Origin of the sequence: Streptomyces sp. NPDC126503 (assembly GCF_040302405.1) — a bacterium.
In the GTDB taxonomy this organism is placed as follows: domain Bacteria; phylum Actinomycetota; class Actinomycetes; order Streptomycetales; family Streptomycetaceae; genus Streptomyces; species Streptomyces gulbargensis.
In genome coordinates this window covers 90,731-105,247 of sequence record NZ_JBEORS010000011.1, presented here as the reverse complement: position 1 = coordinate 105,247, position 14,517 = coordinate 90,731, and the positions used below count along the sequence as shown (strand labels likewise).

At 74.0% G+C, this 14,517-nt stretch carries 13 protein-coding genes; 9 read left to right on the top strand and 4 right to left on the bottom strand.

What is annotated here, in order from left to right; translation table 11 throughout:
* The first annotated feature begins 104 nt into the window (after positions 1-104).
* From ABTY40_RS16980 to ABTY40_RS16940, 9 genes are all read left to right on the top strand, one after another.
* Positions 105-1,043, top strand: a complete 939-nt coding sequence (locus ABTY40_RS16980) for a carbohydrate ABC transporter permease (RefSeq protein ID WP_352060219.1) — start codon at positions 105-107, stop codon at positions 1,041-1,043.
* Positions 1,040-1,957, top strand: a complete 918-nt coding sequence (locus ABTY40_RS16975) for a carbohydrate ABC transporter permease (protein ID WP_345279695.1) — start codon at positions 1,040-1,042, stop codon at positions 1,955-1,957. The genes ABTY40_RS16980 and ABTY40_RS16975 overlap by 4 nt, the downstream gene beginning before the upstream one ends.
* Complete coding sequence (locus ABTY40_RS16970) at positions 1,954-3,123, top strand: Gfo/Idh/MocA family protein (RefSeq protein ID WP_352060218.1); 1,170 nt, start codon at positions 1,954-1,956, stop codon at positions 3,121-3,123. The genes ABTY40_RS16975 and ABTY40_RS16970 overlap by 4 nt, the downstream gene beginning before the upstream one ends.
* Positions 3,120-3,965 carry a DUF6807 domain-containing protein gene (locus ABTY40_RS16965; protein ID WP_352060217.1) on the top strand — a complete coding sequence of 282 codons (846 nt, stop codon included), beginning with the start codon at positions 3,120-3,122 and terminating at the stop codon, positions 3,963-3,965. Before ABTY40_RS16970 ends, ABTY40_RS16965 begins: the two co-directional genes overlap by 4 nt.
* Entirely contained in the window at positions 3,962-5,506 is a 1,545-nt protein-coding gene (locus ABTY40_RS16960; protein ID WP_352060216.1) for a glycoside hydrolase family 43 protein, read from the top strand. Before ABTY40_RS16965 ends, ABTY40_RS16960 begins: the two co-directional genes overlap by 4 nt.
* Positions 5,507-5,611: 105 nt before the next feature.
* On the top strand, positions 5,612-6,952 hold the full coding sequence (locus ABTY40_RS16955; protein ID WP_352060215.1) for an ABC transporter substrate-binding protein: 1,341 nt from the start codon (positions 5,612-5,614) through the stop codon (positions 6,950-6,952).
* On the top strand, positions 6,949-7,755 hold the full coding sequence (locus tag ABTY40_RS16950) for a rhamnogalacturonan acetylesterase (RefSeq protein WP_352060214.1): 807 nt from the start codon (positions 6,949-6,951) through the stop codon (positions 7,753-7,755). Before ABTY40_RS16955 ends, ABTY40_RS16950 begins: the two co-directional genes overlap by 4 nt.
* A 3-nt stretch (positions 7,756-7,758) precedes the next feature.
* Positions 7,759-9,054 (top strand): pectate lyase family protein, encoded by a 1,296-nt coding sequence (locus tag ABTY40_RS16945; protein ID WP_352060213.1) that lies wholly within the window; start codon positions 7,759-7,761, stop codon positions 9,052-9,054.
* A 170-nt stretch (positions 9,055-9,224) separates the two neighbouring features.
* On the top strand, positions 9,225-10,376 hold the full coding sequence (locus ABTY40_RS16940) for a pectinesterase family protein (RefSeq protein WP_352060212.1): 1,152 nt from the start codon (positions 9,225-9,227) through the stop codon (positions 10,374-10,376).
* Between the two features lie 3 nt (positions 10,377-10,379).
* On the opposite strand, the gene ABTY40_RS16935 is transcribed toward ABTY40_RS16940, so the two are convergent.
* The 4 genes from ABTY40_RS16935 to arfA form a co-directional block, all read right to left on the bottom strand.
* Positions 10,380-11,063 carry a hypothetical protein gene (locus tag ABTY40_RS16935; RefSeq protein WP_352060211.1) on the bottom strand — a complete coding sequence of 228 codons (684 nt, stop codon included), beginning with the start codon at positions 11,061-11,063 and terminating at the stop codon, positions 10,380-10,382.
* Entirely contained in the window at positions 11,063-11,602 is a 540-nt protein-coding gene (locus ABTY40_RS16930; protein ID WP_352060210.1) for a SigE family RNA polymerase sigma factor, read from the bottom strand. The genes ABTY40_RS16935 and ABTY40_RS16930 overlap by 1 nt, the downstream gene beginning before the upstream one ends.
* Entirely contained in the window at positions 11,583-12,647 is a 1,065-nt protein-coding gene (locus ABTY40_RS16925) for a LacI family DNA-binding transcriptional regulator (RefSeq protein WP_352060209.1), read from the bottom strand. The genes ABTY40_RS16930 and ABTY40_RS16925 overlap by 20 nt, the downstream gene beginning before the upstream one ends.
* 188 nt (positions 12,648-12,835) lie before the next feature.
* Positions 12,836-14,431, bottom strand: coding sequence for an arabinosylfuranosidase ArfA (gene arfA, locus ABTY40_RS16920; RefSeq protein WP_352060208.1), 1,596 nt, complete (start codon positions 14,429-14,431; stop codon positions 12,836-12,838).
* Positions 14,432-14,517: the final 86 nt, after the last annotated feature.

Here is a 14,517-nt window from a genome sequence, read left to right as displayed (position 1 = left end):
ACCGCCCCGACCCGGTCGTCCGGGATTTCGAACAGCGTTCGCGAAGCGCTTCACCGACGCGCCGCGCACCCCCGCACCGCCCGCCCGAGAACGGAGCCGCCGTCATGGCCTCAGCTGTGACCCCTTCGCCCCCCGCCACCACGGCACGGGGTCGCCGCCGCACGGGATCGACCCCCCGCCGGCTGCCGTACCTGCTGATCGCCCCAGCGGGACTGCTGATGCTGGGCTTCATCGCCTATCCCGTGCTCAGCGTCTTCTACTACAGCCTCCAGCACTACAACCCGACCAAGCCCTGGCGGAACGGCTTCGCCGGCCTGGAGAACTTCACCCGGATCTTCACCGAGGATCCGAAGTTCTGGGGGACGCTGACCTTCAGCCTGAAGTGGGTCGTCGTCGAGGTGACCCTGCAGCTCCTCTTCGGACTGGCCCTCGCGCTGATCGTGAACCAGACCTTCGTGGGCCGCGCCCTCGGCCGGGCCCTGGTCTTCTCGCCGTGGGCGGTCTCGGGGGTGCTCACCTCCGCGATCTGGGTGCTGCTCTACAACTCCCAGACCGGCATCACCCGTTACCTGGCCGACCTGGGCATCGGCGAGTACGGCACCTCCCTGCTCTCCGACACCGGGACCGTCTTCCCGGCGGCGGTGATCGCCGACCTCTGGCGCGGTGTGCCGTTCTTCGCCATCCTCATCCTCGCCGACCTCCAGTCCGTCCCGAAGGACCTGTACGAGGCGGCCGAGGTCGACGGCGCCGGCCGGATGCGCCAGTTCTTCCACATCACGCTCCCGCACATCCGGGACGCGATCGTGCTGTCCACACTGCTGCGGGCGGTGTGGGAGTTCAACAACGTCGACCTGCTCTACACACTGACGGGCGGCGGCCCCGCGGGCGTCACCACCACCCTGCCGCTGTACATCGCGCACACCAGCGTCGACGCCCACAACTTCGGATACGCCTCCGCCCTCACGACGGTGGCGTTCGTGATCCTTCTCTTCTGCTCCATGGTCTATCTGCGCCTGAGCAAGTTCGGAGGCGACAGCAAGTGACGACCGAGACCACCCTGACCGCCGCCCCGTCCCCCGGGGCCGCGCACGCCGCGCCGCCCCCCGACCGCACCCCGCCGGCCACCGGCCGCCGGCACCGCCGCTCCTGGGACGAGATCCCCCGCTGGCAGATCTACCTGCCCCTCGGGATCTACCTCGTATTCACCCTCGTCCCCTTCTACTGGATCCTGCTGTTCGCCGTGCGCCCGGCGGGTTCCACCTCGCTGGTGCCGTGGCCGATGACGACCGCCCACTTCGAGAAGGTGTGGACCGAGCGGAGCTTCGGCGTCTTCTTCCAGAACAGCCTGATCATCGGCGTGGCGGTGCTCGTCACGACCACGGTCGTGGCGCTCGCCGGCGGATACGCCCTGGCCCGCTTCGACTTCCGGATCAAGAAGGGTTTCATGCTGGCCCTGCTCTGCTCCCAGTTCGTGCCGGGCGCCCTGCTCCTGGTGCCGCTCTTCCAGATCTTCGCCGAGCTGCGGATGATCAACTCGATCGGCAGCGTCATCATCGCGGAGACCGTCTTCCAGCTGCCGCTGTCGATGATCCTCATCAGCGGGTTCATCAGGAACGTGCCGTACTCCCTGGAGGAGGCGGCCTGGGTCGACGGCTGCAACCGCTTCCACGCCTTCCGGATCATCGTCCTCCCGCTGCTCCGCCCCGGCCTGGTCGCCGTCGGCTCCTTCGCCTTCGTCCACGCCTGGAACCACTTCCTCTTCGCCCTCATGTTCCTCAGCAGCCAGAGCAAGCAGACGATCCCGGTCGGCCTCAACACCCTGATGGGCGCCGACAGCGTCGACCTGGGCGCGCTCGCCGCCGGCGGGGTGATCGCCGCCGTCCCCGTCGTCATCGTCTTCGCCTTCATCCAGAAGTGGCTCGTGACCGGCTTCAGCGCGGGGGCGGTGAAGGGATGAGCGCCGTACGCACCGGTGAACCGCTGCCCGTCGTCCTCGCGGGCGCCCGCGGCCACGGCCGCAGCCACCTCCTCAACATCCACCGCCTCGAACGGCTCGGTCTCGTCCGCCTCGCCGGGATCTGCGAACTGCGGCCCCTCGACGCGGCGGAGCTGGACGGCCTCGGGGAGCCGGAGCAGTCCTCGGACCTGGCGGCGCTGCTCGCCTCCACCGGGGCCCGGATCGCCGTGCTCAGCACCCCCATCCAGACCCACACCGACATGGCCCTGACCGCCGCCCGCCACGGGGCGCACGTCCTCCTGGAGAAGCCGCCGGCCCCGTCGTACGCCGCGTTCCGGCGGATGGCGGAAGGCGTCGAGGCGGCCGGGAGGGCCTGCCAGATCGGCTTCCAGTCGCTCGGCTCGCACGCCGTGCCCGCCATCCGGAGCCTGATCACCCGGGGCGCGATCGGCGAACTCCTCGGCGTCGGCGCGGCGGGCGCGTGGGTGCGTGACGAGGCGTACTTCCGGCGCGCGCCCTGGGCGGGGCACCGGCGCCTCGGCGGGGTGGACGTCGTGGACGGCGCCCTCACCAACCCGCTGGCCCACGCGGTCGCCACGGCCCTCGCCCTCGCCGGCGCGGACCGCTCGGTGGACGTCGAGCACATCGAGACCGAGCTGCACCACGCGCACGCCATCGAGTCCGACGACACCTCCGCGGTCCGGGTCCTGACGGCGGCCGGGCACCCGGTGACGGTGGCCGCCACGCTCTGCGCGGAGCGGCCCGCGGAGCCGTACGTGGTCGTGCACGGCTCCCGGGGCCGGATCACCTTCTGGTACCGGCAGGACCGGGTGCTGGTGCAGCGGGCCGGGCACGGCCCGGTGGAGACCGAGTACGGGCGCACCGACCTCCTGGAGAACCTGGTCGCGCACGTGACCGGGGGCGAGCCGCTGCTGGTGCCGCCGGTGGCGACGGGGGCGTTCATGCGGGTGGTCGAGGCGGTACGGACCGCGCCCGAGCCGCGCGCACTGCCCGCCGGGCACTGGCGCGCCGCACCGGGCGGGAGCGCGCCGCGCCGGGTGGTCGACGGGATCGACGCCCTGGTCGACGCGAGCGCCGCCGAACTGAAGCTGTTCTCCGAACTCGGCGCCCCGTGGGCGTCGCCGATCCGGGCGGAGGCCCGATGACGACCGAGCGCCCGGTGGCGCTGCGCTGCGCGGGCCGGACCGTCGCCCGCTACACCACCCGCCCCGACCTCGCCGCCGACCATGCCCCCCGGCCCCATCTGCACCCCGTCACCACCCTCGCCGGACGGACGGTGACCGAGACGGTCCCCGGGGACCACCGCCACCACCTCGGCGCGGGCGTGGCCGTGCCGGACGTGGCCGGGTACAACTTCTGGGGCGGGCGGACCTTCGTCCGCGACCGGGGACCGGTCGCCCTGGACAACCACGGCGTCCAGCACCACGACGGGTTCAAGCTGTGCGACCCCGACGGCTTCGTGGAGGAGCTGAGCTGGACGGCGGGCGGACACCGGCTGCTGCGCGAACACCGTACGGTCGCGGTCGTGCCGCTCACGGACACCGCGTGGGCGCTGGACCTGACCTTCTCCCTGGCCAACGTGTCGGGGCGGGCGCTGTCGATCGGCAGCCCCGCCACCAACGGGCGCCCGGGCGCCGCGTACGGCGGCTTCTTCTGGCGCGCCCCGAAGGAGGCGGCGCCGCCTGCGGTGTTCGGCGCCTCGGGCGACGGCGAGGAGACGGTGCACGGCGTCCCCGGCGACTGGGTGGCGCTGGTCGGCGGGGAGTGGAGCCTGGTGTTCGCGGGGGCGACCGCGACGACCCGGCGCGACCCGTGGTTCGTCCGCGCCGCCGCGTACCCGGGCGTCGGCTCCTCGCTCGCCTCCGGCGCCCGGCTGCCGGTGGCCGCCGGGGAGACGGTGGTACGGCGGGTCGTGACCGTCGTCGCCGACGGCCGCCTCGACCGGGACGGGGCCGCCGCCCTGGCCCGCAGGGCGGTGGCCTCGTGACCGCCCCGGTGACGCCGGGCGGCGACCTCGGCGACGGCACGTACCGCAATCCGGTCCTGTCGGCCGACTGGTCGGACCCGGACGTCCTGCGGGTCGGCGAGGACCACTACCTCACCGCGTCCAGCTTCGGCCGGGCCCCGGGCCTGCCGCTGCTGCACTCGCGGGACCTCGTCAACTGGACGCTCGTCGGTCACGCCCTGGAACGCCTCGAACCGGCGGCGGCGTTCGCGGCGCCCCGGCACGACCGCGGGGTGTGGGCGCCGTCCCTGCGCCACCACGACGGCCGCTTCTGGATCTTCTGGGGCGACCCGGACCACGGCGTCTTCCAGGTCAACGCGCCCTCGGTGCGCGGTCCGTGGACGGCTCCGCACCTGGTGAAGGCCGGCCGGGGCCTGATCGACGCCTGCCCCCTGTGGGACGACGAGACGGGCGAGGCGTACCTGGTGCACGCGCTCGCCAAGTCCCGGGCCGGCGTCAACAACCGCCTCGTCGGCCACCGGATGAGCCCGGACGGGGAGAAGGTCCTCGACGAAAGCCGGGTCCTGGTCGACGCCGACCGGATCCCCGGCTGGTTCACCCTGGAGGGCCCCAAGCTGTACCGGTACGACGGCTGGTTCTGGATCCTCGCGCCCGCCGGGGGCGTCGCCACCGGCTGGCAGGGCGCGTTCCGCTCGCGGTCCTTCTTCGGCCCGTACGAGGAGCGGATCGTCCTCGCGCAGGGCGACACCGACGTCAACGGGCCGCACCAGGGCGGCTGGGTGCGTACCCGGCGCGGGGAGGACTGGTTCCTGCACTTCCAGCAGTGCGGGGCGTACGGCCGGCTCGTCCACCTCCAGCCGATGCGCTGGGACGAGGACGGCTGGCCGGTGATCGGCGCGGACGGCGCGCCCGTCCGGGTCCACCGCAAGCCGGACCTGCCGGAGCAGCCGCCGTCACGTCCGGCGGTCGACGACACCTTTCCCGGCGGGCGGTTCGGCCGCCAGTGGCAGTGGACGGCCAACCCGGGCGAGGGCTGGGCCAGTCAGCACACGGGCGACGGCCTGCGCCTCGGTTGTGTGCGGTCGGAGCACCTCGACGACCTGCGGAGCGTGCCGCACGTGCTGACGCAGCGGCTGCCGGCCGGGGCCCTCACCGTCGAGGTCGGGCTGCGGCTCGACGGCGCCGCGGCCGGGGCCCGCGCCGGGCTCGTCGTCCTCGGCGACGCCTACGCCTGGATCGGTCTGGAGCGGGCCGGTGACGGCACGGTCCGGCTGGTGCACCGCTTCGCGCCGGGCAACGCGGACCGGGAGCGGGACGCGGCCCGTTCCCGGCCGGTGACGGGCCCGGAGGTCCGGCTGCGGATCGGGGTCACGGCCGACGCCCGCTGCCGCTTCTCCTACGAGGACGGCGGGGCTCCGGTGCCGCTGGGGCCGGAGTTCGCCGCGACCCCCTGGCGGTGGGTCGGGGCGCTCCTCGGCCTGTTCGCGGGCGCGCCGGCCGGGGGCGCGGGACCGGCCGGGACGGCCGTCTTCACCGGCTTCCGCGTCACCCCGGCCCCCTGAGCGCCCCCGGCGTACGCCTCCGCGCCGGACGTCCCCGCGTGCCGCCCGGCGCACTCCCCCACTTCCCCACACCCCTTCGCAACACCCGAGAGAAGAGAGCCGACGATGACCATCTTTTCCGGCGGACGGCGCAGAGCCGCCCTCGCCCTCGCCCTGTCCGGAGTGCTCGCCCTGACCGTCGCCGCCTGCGGTGACGACGGCAGCGGCGCGGGCGGTGACCAGGGCGCCGAGGGCTCGGGCAAGGGAAAGATCACCTTCTGGGACAACAACGGCGGTGTCCGCACCGACGTCTGGAAGGAGATCATCGCCGACTTCGAGAAGGCGCACCCGGACATCGACGTCGAGTACGTCGGCGTCGCCTCGAAGGAGGTCCAGTCCAAGTACGACACCGCCATCCAGGGCGGCGGCCTGCCGGACGTCGGCGGGGTCGGCGCGGCCATGCTCGCCGGCATCGCCGCGCAGAACGCCCTGGAACCGCTCGACGAGCGGATCGAGGCGAGCTCGCTCAAGGGCAAGCTGAACAAGGGCATGGTCGAGAGCGTCCGGTCGGCCGGCGGCCAGGGCAAGCTGTTCACCGTCCCCACCTCGGCGAGCAACGGCGTCCTGTACTACCGCACCGACCTGTTCAAGGCGGCCGGACTGGCGGAGCCCTCCACCTGGTCGAAGTTCTACGAGGCCGCAGACAAGCTCACGCAGAGGGACAAGAACCGCTTCGGCTACACCATCCGGGGCGGCGCGGGCTCCATCGCGCAGGCCCTGGACGCCATGTACGGCCAGAGCGGCATCAAGCAGTTCTGGAACGGCGACCGGACCACCGTCAACGACCCGAAGAACGTGGCGGCCCTGGAAAAGTACGCCGGCCTCTTCAAGAAGAACACCCCGGCGGCCGACGTCAACAACGACTTCACCAAGATGGTCGCCCAGTGGGACAGTGGCGAGATCGGCATGCTGAACCACAACCTCGGGTCGTACCAGGACCACGTGAAGGCGCTCGGCACACAGAAGTTCCGGGGCATCCCCAACCCCACCCTGGACGACGGCACGCGCGTGCAGGTCTCCAACCCGGTCGACGGCCTCGGTCTCTTCTCGTCCAGCAAGAACAAGGCCGCCGCCTGGAAGTTCATCGAGTTCGCCGCCTCGCACGAGTCCAACAGCAAGTGGAACAGGTCGGCCGGCGCGATCCCGGCCAACACGGAGGCGGCCAAGGACCCGTGGATCCAGGAGGCGGAGCCGACCAAGCTGGCCGCCGACGTCCTCTTCAGCGGCAAGGCCACGATCGTGGAGCTGCCGTACTACCTGCCGGACTGGAACACCATCTCCAAGGCCGACAACGAGGCCGAGTTCCAGAAGGTCCTGCTCGGCAGGATCACGGCCGGGCAGTTCCTCGACGCCCTGGCGGAGCAGCTCAACACCGCCCAGGCCGAGTGGAAGCAGCAGAACAAGTGAGCGTCGGCCGCCGCCGGGTGGTCGCGGCCGGGGCGGGCCTCGCGCTCGCCCTGGCCGGGGGCCCGGCCGCCGCCCGTACCGAAGGATCCCGCCGGATGCGCACCCTCTTCGTCGCGGGCGACTCCACCGCCGCCCAGAAGTACGCCGACGCGGCTCCCGAGACCGGCTGGGGCATGGCCCTGCCGTTCTTCCTGCACCGGGAGCTGACCGTCGCCAACCACGCGGTCAACGGCCGCAGCACCAAGAGCTTCCTGGACGAGGGACGGCTCGACACGGTCCTCGCGGCGATCCGCCCCGGTGACCTGCTCCTCGTCCAGTTCGGCCACAACGACCAGAAGACCGCCGACCCCGCGCGCGGAACCGATCCCTGGACCACCTACCAGGACAACCTGCGGGTGTTCGTGGAGGGCGCCAGGTCCCGGGGAGCGCTCCCGGTGCTCGCGACCTCCGTCGAACGGCGGAAGTTCGACGCCGCCGGCACCGCCCTGCGCACGCTCGGCGCGTACCCGGCGGCCCTGCGCGAGGTGGCCCGGGAGGCGGACGTACCGCTCCTGGACGTGGAGGCTCTGTCGCTCGCCCTGTGGCAGCGGCTCGGCCCCGAGGTCACGAAGACGTACTTCAACTGGACCGCCACCGAGCAGGACAACACCCACTTCAACCCGCCCGGCGCGATCGCGGTGGCCCGGCTCGTCGCCGGCGAACTGCTCCGCACCCGGGTCCTCGCGCCGCGCGAGACGCGCCGCCTGGACGACGCGGTCCCTCCCGGCCTCATCACCTGGCCGCCCGCCCCAGAGGAGAACTGAACCGTGAACCGACGCACGCGACGGGCAGCCGTGGCCGCGGCCGCCCTCGTCCTCACCGTCACCGCCCCCGCGGCCGGTGCCCACGCCGGCCACCGGCCGGGCGGCGACCCGGCCCGCGCGGTCCTGCCGGCCGGCGACGGCTGGGCCGCCCTGGGCACCGGCACGACCGGTGGATCGGCCGCCGCCCCCTCCCGGGTCTTCACGGTCACCACCTGGGAGGAGTTCCGGGCGGCCCTCGCGGCCCCCGGCACCGGGCCGAGGATCGTCCGGGTCGTCGGCACCCTGGACGCGACCGCCGCCGGCTGCGGGGCCTTCGCCGCGCCCGGCTACGACTTCGCCCGCTACCTGGCCGACTACGACCCGGCCGTGTGGGGGTACGAGAAGGAGGTCAGCGGCCCCCAGGAGGAGCTGCGGGCGGCCTCCGCCGCCGCGCAGGCCCGGGCGATCAAGGCGCAGGTGCCCGCCGACACGACGATCGTGGGCGTCGGCCGGAACGCCGGCATCACCGGTGGCAGCCTCCAGGTGCAGGGCGTGGACAACGTCGTCGTCCGCAACCTCACCCTGGAGAGCCCGCTCGACTGCTTCCCGCAGTGGGACCCCACGGACGGGGCGCGGGGCGCCTGGAACTCGGAGTACGACAGCCTCGTCGTGCACGGCTCCACCCATGTGTGGATCGACCACAACACCTTCACCGACGGGGCCCACCCGGACAGCTCCCTGCCGTCCTACTTCGGCGAGCTGTACCAGCGGCACGACGGCGAACTGGACGTGGTGCGGGGCGCCGACCTCGTCACCGTGTCGTGGAACGTGTTCAAGGACCACGACAAGACCCTGATGATCGGCAACAGCGACGGCGCGGGCGCCACCGACCGGGGCAAGCTGCGGGTCACCCTCCACCACAACCTCTTCGACAACGTGGTGGAGCGGGCGCCGCGGGTGCGCTTCGGTCAGGTCGACGCGTACAACAACCACTTCCTGGTGCGGGGCGCGCCCTACGCGTACAGCCTCGGCATCGGGCTGGAGTCGCGGCTCGTCGCCGAGAAGAACGCCTTCACCCTCGCCGGGGGCGTGCCGGCCGGGCGGATCCTCAAGAAGTGGAAGGACGCGCCGGTCACGACGGCCGGCAACGTCGTCAACGGGGAGCCGGTCGACCTGCTCGCCGTGCACAACGCGCAGTTCCCCGAGGAGACGCTGCGCGCGGACGCGGGCTGGACGCCGACGCTGCGCACCCGGGTCGACCACCCGCGGGCCGTGCCCGGAGTCGTCGGCCACCGCGCGGGCGCCGGCCGCCTGCGCTGAGCGGCGCTCCCGCGCGCCGGGGATCCGGGCCGTGTCCGGAGCGGTTCCGGCCGTCCTGTCCCGGGTGCCGGGCGGACACCTCCGTCCCGGCACCCGCCCCCACTTCACTTCACCTCACCCCACTTCACCTCACCTCACCTCACCTCACCGACCAGCGAAGGAGCCTCCCCGTGCCCTCCTCGCACGACCCCCGTTCCGGCCCCGGGCGCCGCGCCCTCCTCACCGGCGGCGCCGGCGCGGCCCTGGCCCTCGCCCTGCCCTCCGGCCCGGCCGCGGCCCGGCCCGTGAACTCCGCGCGGCCCTTCGGCCGCCACGGTTCGCCGTCGCGCCGCCCCGACGACCGCACCCTGTACGTGCATCCCGGAGGGCTCGGCGACCACACCGGCGTCCAGGCGGCGGTGGACGCCGCCGACGGACCCGGCTGGACGCTGGTGCTCGCGCCCGGTACGTACCGCGAGACGGTCTCCGTGGACGCGGCACGGGCCGGGATGACCTGGATCGGCGCCACCGGCGACCCCCGCGACGTGGTCGTGGTGTACGACAACGCGGCCGGCACGCCCCGGCCCGGCGGCGGCACCTACGGCACCAGCGGCTCGGCGACCACCACGCTCCGCGCGGACGGCTTCACCGCCCGGGGCGTCACCTTCGCCAACGACTTCCTCCGCACGGACCTGCCGGGGAACCCGGGCACGCAGGCGGTGGCGGTCAAGGTGACGGGGGACCGGTCGGCCTTCTTCCACTGCCGGTTCCTGGGCCACCAGGACACGCTGTACGCGGACTCCGCCGCCCTGTTCGCCTTCGCCCGCCAGTACTTCGCGCACTGCTACGTGGAGGGCGACGTCGACTTCGTCTTCGGGCGGGCCACCGCGGTCTTCGCGCACTGCCACTTCCGTACGCTCGTCCGCCCGGACCTGGCGGGGGCCCCGTACGGGTTCGTCTTCGCCCCGTCCACGGCCGCCGCGAACCCCTCCGGGTTCCTGGCCTCCCGCTGCCGGGTCACCAGCGAGGCCCCGGACGGCTTCTACAAGCTGGCCCGGCCGTGGGTGCCGAGCTCGGACACCACCGCCCGGCCGTCCCTGGTGGTCCGCGACAGCGTGCTCGGCCCGGGGATCGACGCCGCCGCCCCGTACGCGAACATGCGCGAGGCCCACCCGTGGCAGGCCCAGCGCTTCGCGGAGTACCGCAACACCGGCCCCGGCGCGCGGATCACGGTCCCGGAGAACCGGCCCCAGCTCACCGCGGACGGCGCCGCCGGGGCCACGCCCCGCGCCTACCTCGGCGACTGGGAACCGCGCCGGTTCCGCGCGGGCGCGGAGACCTGAGCGTCACCGGCCCGTGCCGGGTCCGCCCTGCCGCGGGGCGGCGCCGAAGCCGCCGGTGAGCGTGGCGCGGCCCCCGTCCGGGCCGGTCAGGACGACGGTGTACGTGTCGGCCGAGGCGTCCCGCACCCCTTCGGCGTGGTTGTACTGGGCGGCGAAGGTGTGGGGGCCCGGCGGGAGCGTGCGGCCCGGCCGGAGGGTCCAGCGGTAGACCAGGGCGTCCGCTTCGCCGGTGACCGAGACGGTGAAGTCCTCGGCCGGCCGGGTGCGCCAGTGGCCGGTGCTGACGACGCCGCCCGTCCGGGCGACGCGTACCTCGACGGTGAGGCCGGAGACCTCGGTCCGGGTCGTCAGGGCCAGATCGCTCTGGGCCCACCAGCGGTTGCTACCGGGGTCGATGCTGCCGGCCGCCCGTGCCACCGGGCCGGGCGGCTGCGCGGGCCGCACGGCGGCGGGCCCGGCCGGCCGCCGGTCCCCGGTGCCGGTGGCGACGATCCCGGCGACTCCCACGACGCCCGCGACGGCGGCGGCCACGGCCACCACGACGGCGGTCCGCCGGCGGGGCCGTACGGTCCGCGGCGGTGCCGGGTCCGCGAGGCCCCGCTCGACCCGGGCGAGGATGCGGGCCCGGTCGGGCCGGTGGTCCGCGGCGGCCTCCCGCAGGTCGCGGCGCAGCTGTGCGTCGTCCATCAGCTCCTCCGCGCGGCGAGTTCGTGGGCGGCACGGTCGCCGAGCAGCCGCTGCAGCTCGGCCATGCCCTTGGCGGTCTGGCTCTTGACCGTACCGACGGAGACGCCGAGCGCGAGCGCCGTGTCCTGTTCGGACAGGTCGAAGGCGTGCCGCAGGACGACGCAGGCGCGCTTGCGGAAGGGCAGCGCGCGCAGGGCCGTCCGTACGTCCAGGACGGCGGGGACGTCCGGGTCCTCGGTGTGCTCGGGGCGCCGGTCCCAGAAGGCGGCGATGCGGCGCCGCTCACGGACGGTGCCCCGGATGCGGGTGCGGACCAGGTTGGCGACGACGCCGCGCGCGTAGGCGGCGGGGTGGTCGGCGGCGCGGACCCGGTCCCAGCGGTGCCAGAGGGCCAGCATGGCGTCCGCGGCGAGGTCGTCGGCGGCGTCGGTCTCGCCGGTCAACAGGTGTGCGAGGCGGGCGAGTTCGGCGTAGTGGTCCTCGAAGAAGGCCCGGAACTCGCTCGCGCCGTCGCCGTGGTCAGCGTCCGTCGTGACCACGGCGGTCCTCGGGGTGCGTGCGGGGCGCGGTGCGCGGGGCGGGGCCGCTGCCGGCCCGGGCGGTCAGCAGCGGTGCGAGGAGCTCCGTGCCGCGCGGGGCCTCACCGGCGAGCCGGGCGACGAGCCGCTCGACGGCGCGGCGCCCCATGTCCCGCGCGGGTACGGAGACGGCGGTCAGCGGTACGGAGGCGTGCAGCGCGACCTGGTCGGGGCAGACGGCCACGACGGAGACGTCCTCGGGCACGGCGCGCCCCTGGTGCCGCAGGAGCGCCAGGAGCGGTTCGACGGCCGCCTCGTTCTGGACGACGAGGCCGGTCGTGCCGGGGCGTTCCTCGAAGACGCGGGTGACGGCGGCGGCGACGGCCGCGTACGTCCCCTCGACGGGCCGGTGGAGCAGGCCGACGCCCCGCCGCGCCGCGGCCTCGCGCAGGCCGGCGAGGGTGCGCGCGGCGTAGCCCGTACCGCGCTCGTGGACGGCGGGGGGTTCGCCGAGGACGGCGATCCGGCGGTGGCCGAGGTCGGCGAGGTGGTCGACGCAGCGGGCGCCGGCGGCGGTGAAGTCGAGGTCGACGCAGTCCAGTCCGGTGATGTCGGCCGTGTCGGCGGGCAGACCGATGAGGACGGCGGGGCGCTCGGCGGCCCGCAGGTCGGGGAGCCGGGGGTCGTCGAGTTCCACGTCCATGACGATCATGCCGTCGGCGATGGCGCTGCCCTCGACGCGGCGGACGGCCTCGGGTCCCTCCTCGCCGGTCAGCAGGAGGACGTCGTAACCGTGGGCCCGGGCCGTGGTGGTGACGGCCATGGCGATCTCCATCATCACCGGCACGTACAGGCCGGTGCGCAGCGGCATCATCAGGGCCAGGATGCCGGTCCTGCTGCTGGCCAGGGCCCGGGCTCCGGCGTGGGGCCGGTAGCCGAGCGCGTCGATGCTGCGCCGGATCCGCTCGCGGGTGGGAGCGGATATGGACCGCTTGCCGCTGAGGACGTAGCTGACGGTGCTGGCCGAGACCCCGGCGTGGCGGGCGACGTCGGCGAGGGTGACCACGTGCGCTCTCCTCGGCTGTTCCCGGTCTTCCGGGCGTCCGCCCGACGGTGGTGACGTTGATTCGGACCCCGACCCTAAGCGGCCGCTCGGCGGGCTGTCCAGACGGGGCGCCGGCAAGGCCCCGCGGGCCGGTGGGGTCCAGCGGCCCGCGGGCCGGCGCAGGCTCCGGGCCGGGGGACCCGCCCGGGTCACGCCAGCCGGATGACGTTCCACGACATCGGCTCCAGAAGGGCGTGCAGCACCCCCTCGTCGAGCACCGTCCCGGTCACCCGGTGCGGTACGACGCGGTTCGGGGCCTCCAGGGTGTTGCGGGCCTCGGGGTCGGCGTCGGCGAGCGCGCTGTGCTCCACCACGCGGTCCAGGTCCAGGCCGCGCAGGGCCACGTCCAGGGGCAGCGGCGCGTGGCGGTCGCGGTTCACTGCGAAGACCGTCAGCGTCCCGTCCTCCCCGCGCACGGCCGTGGCGTGGAGCAGGGGCACCTCCCCGTACTTCTCCGTGCGGTGGGTGGGCGAGGTCACCCGGACGTCGAGGACGGTGCCGCGGCCGTACCGGGAGGCCTGGGCGAAGGGGAAGAAGGTGGTCTGGCGCCAGGCGGGGCCGCCGGGTTCGGTCATGATCGGGGCGATGACGTTGACCAGCTGCGCGAGACAGGCCACGGCGATCCGGTCGGCGTGCCGCAGCAGGGTGATCAGGAGCGAGCCGGCGACGACGGCGTCGGTGACGGTGTAGACGTCCTCCAGGAGCCGGGGCGCCTCCTGCCAGTCCTCCACCGGGCGCGGGTTGGGCCGGCGCTGGTACCAGACGTTCCACTCGTCGAAGGAGAGCGTCAGCCTCTTCGGCGACTTCAGCCGGGCGGCGACGTGGTCGCAGGTGGCGATCACCTCCCGGATGAAGACGTCCATGTGCTCGGCGGAGGCGAGGAAGGAGTCGCGGTCGCCGTCGGTCTCCTCGTAGTACGCGTGCAGGGAGACGTGGTCGACCACCTCGTACGTCTCCGCCAGGACGGTGGCCTCCCAGGCGGCGAAGGTCGGCAGGTCGCGTCCGGAGCTGCCGCAGGCGACGAGTTCGAGGCCGGGGTCGATCTGCCGCAGCGCCCGGGCGGTCCGCGCGGCGAGGCGCCCGTACTCCTCGGCGGTCCGGTGGCCGGTCTGCCAGGTCCCGTCCATCTCGTTGCCGAGGCACCACATGCGGATGCCGAAGGGGTCCTTGTCCCCGTGGGCGACCCGCAGGTCGGAGAGGGCGGTGCCGCCGGGGTGGTTGGCGTACTCGACCAGCTCCATGGCCTCCATGACGCCGCGGGTGCCGAGGTTGAGCGCCATCATCGGCTCGGTCCGCGGGCCGAGCTTGCGGAGGAAGGCCATGAACTCGCTCAGGCCGAAACGGTGCGACTCGGTGCTGCGCCAGGCGACGTCGAGCCGGCGCGGGCGCTCGGCGACGGGGCCGACGGAGTCCTCCCACCGGTGGCCCGAGACGAAGTTCCCGCCGGGGTAGCGGATCACGGTGACGCCGAGCTCGCGGACGAGTTCCAGGACGTCGGTGCGCAGTCCGTCCGCGTCGGCGGCGGGGTGGCCGGGCTCGTGGATGCCGGTGTGGACGCAGCGGCCCAGGTGTTCGACGAAGGAGCCGTAGAGGCGGGGGTCGACGGGGCCGACGGTGAAGTCGGGGTCGAGGGTGAAACGGGCGCGGTGCGCGGCCGGTACGGCCGGTGCGGGAGGTTCAGGGCGCTCGGGGTGTCCGTCGTGCTGGGGGTGTCGGGCGTGCTCGGGGTGTTCCGGGTGCGACATGCCAGTCCCTCTCGTTCGAGATTTCGACCCGTGGCCGTACGTCCGGACGAGAACGTAGGAGGGTGGCGGCGGGGCGTCAATGGATC

Bases quoted from the DNA above. Each gene is read 5' to 3' on its own strand.
- ABTY40_RS16955 (WP_352060215.1), top strand. From the start codon at position 5,612: ATGACCATCTTTTCCGGCGGACGGCGCAGAGCCGCCCTCGCCCTCGCC.
- ABTY40_RS16970 (WP_352060218.1), top strand. From the start codon at position 1,954: ATGAGCGCCGTACGCACCGGTGAACCGCTGCCCGTCGTCCTCGCGGGC.
- arfA (WP_352060208.1), bottom strand. From the start codon at position 14,431: ATGTCGCACCCGGAACACCCCGAGCACGCCCGACACCCCCAGCACGAC.
- ABTY40_RS16935 (WP_352060211.1), bottom strand. From the start codon at position 11,063: ATGGACGACGCACAGCTGCGCCGCGACCTGCGGGAGGCCGCCGCGGAC.
- ABTY40_RS16980 (WP_352060219.1), top strand. From the start codon at position 105: ATGGCCTCAGCTGTGACCCCTTCGCCCCCCGCCACCACGGCACGGGGT.
- ABTY40_RS16965 (WP_352060217.1), top strand. From the start codon at position 3,120: ATGACGACCGAGCGCCCGGTGGCGCTGCGCTGCGCGGGCCGGACCGTC.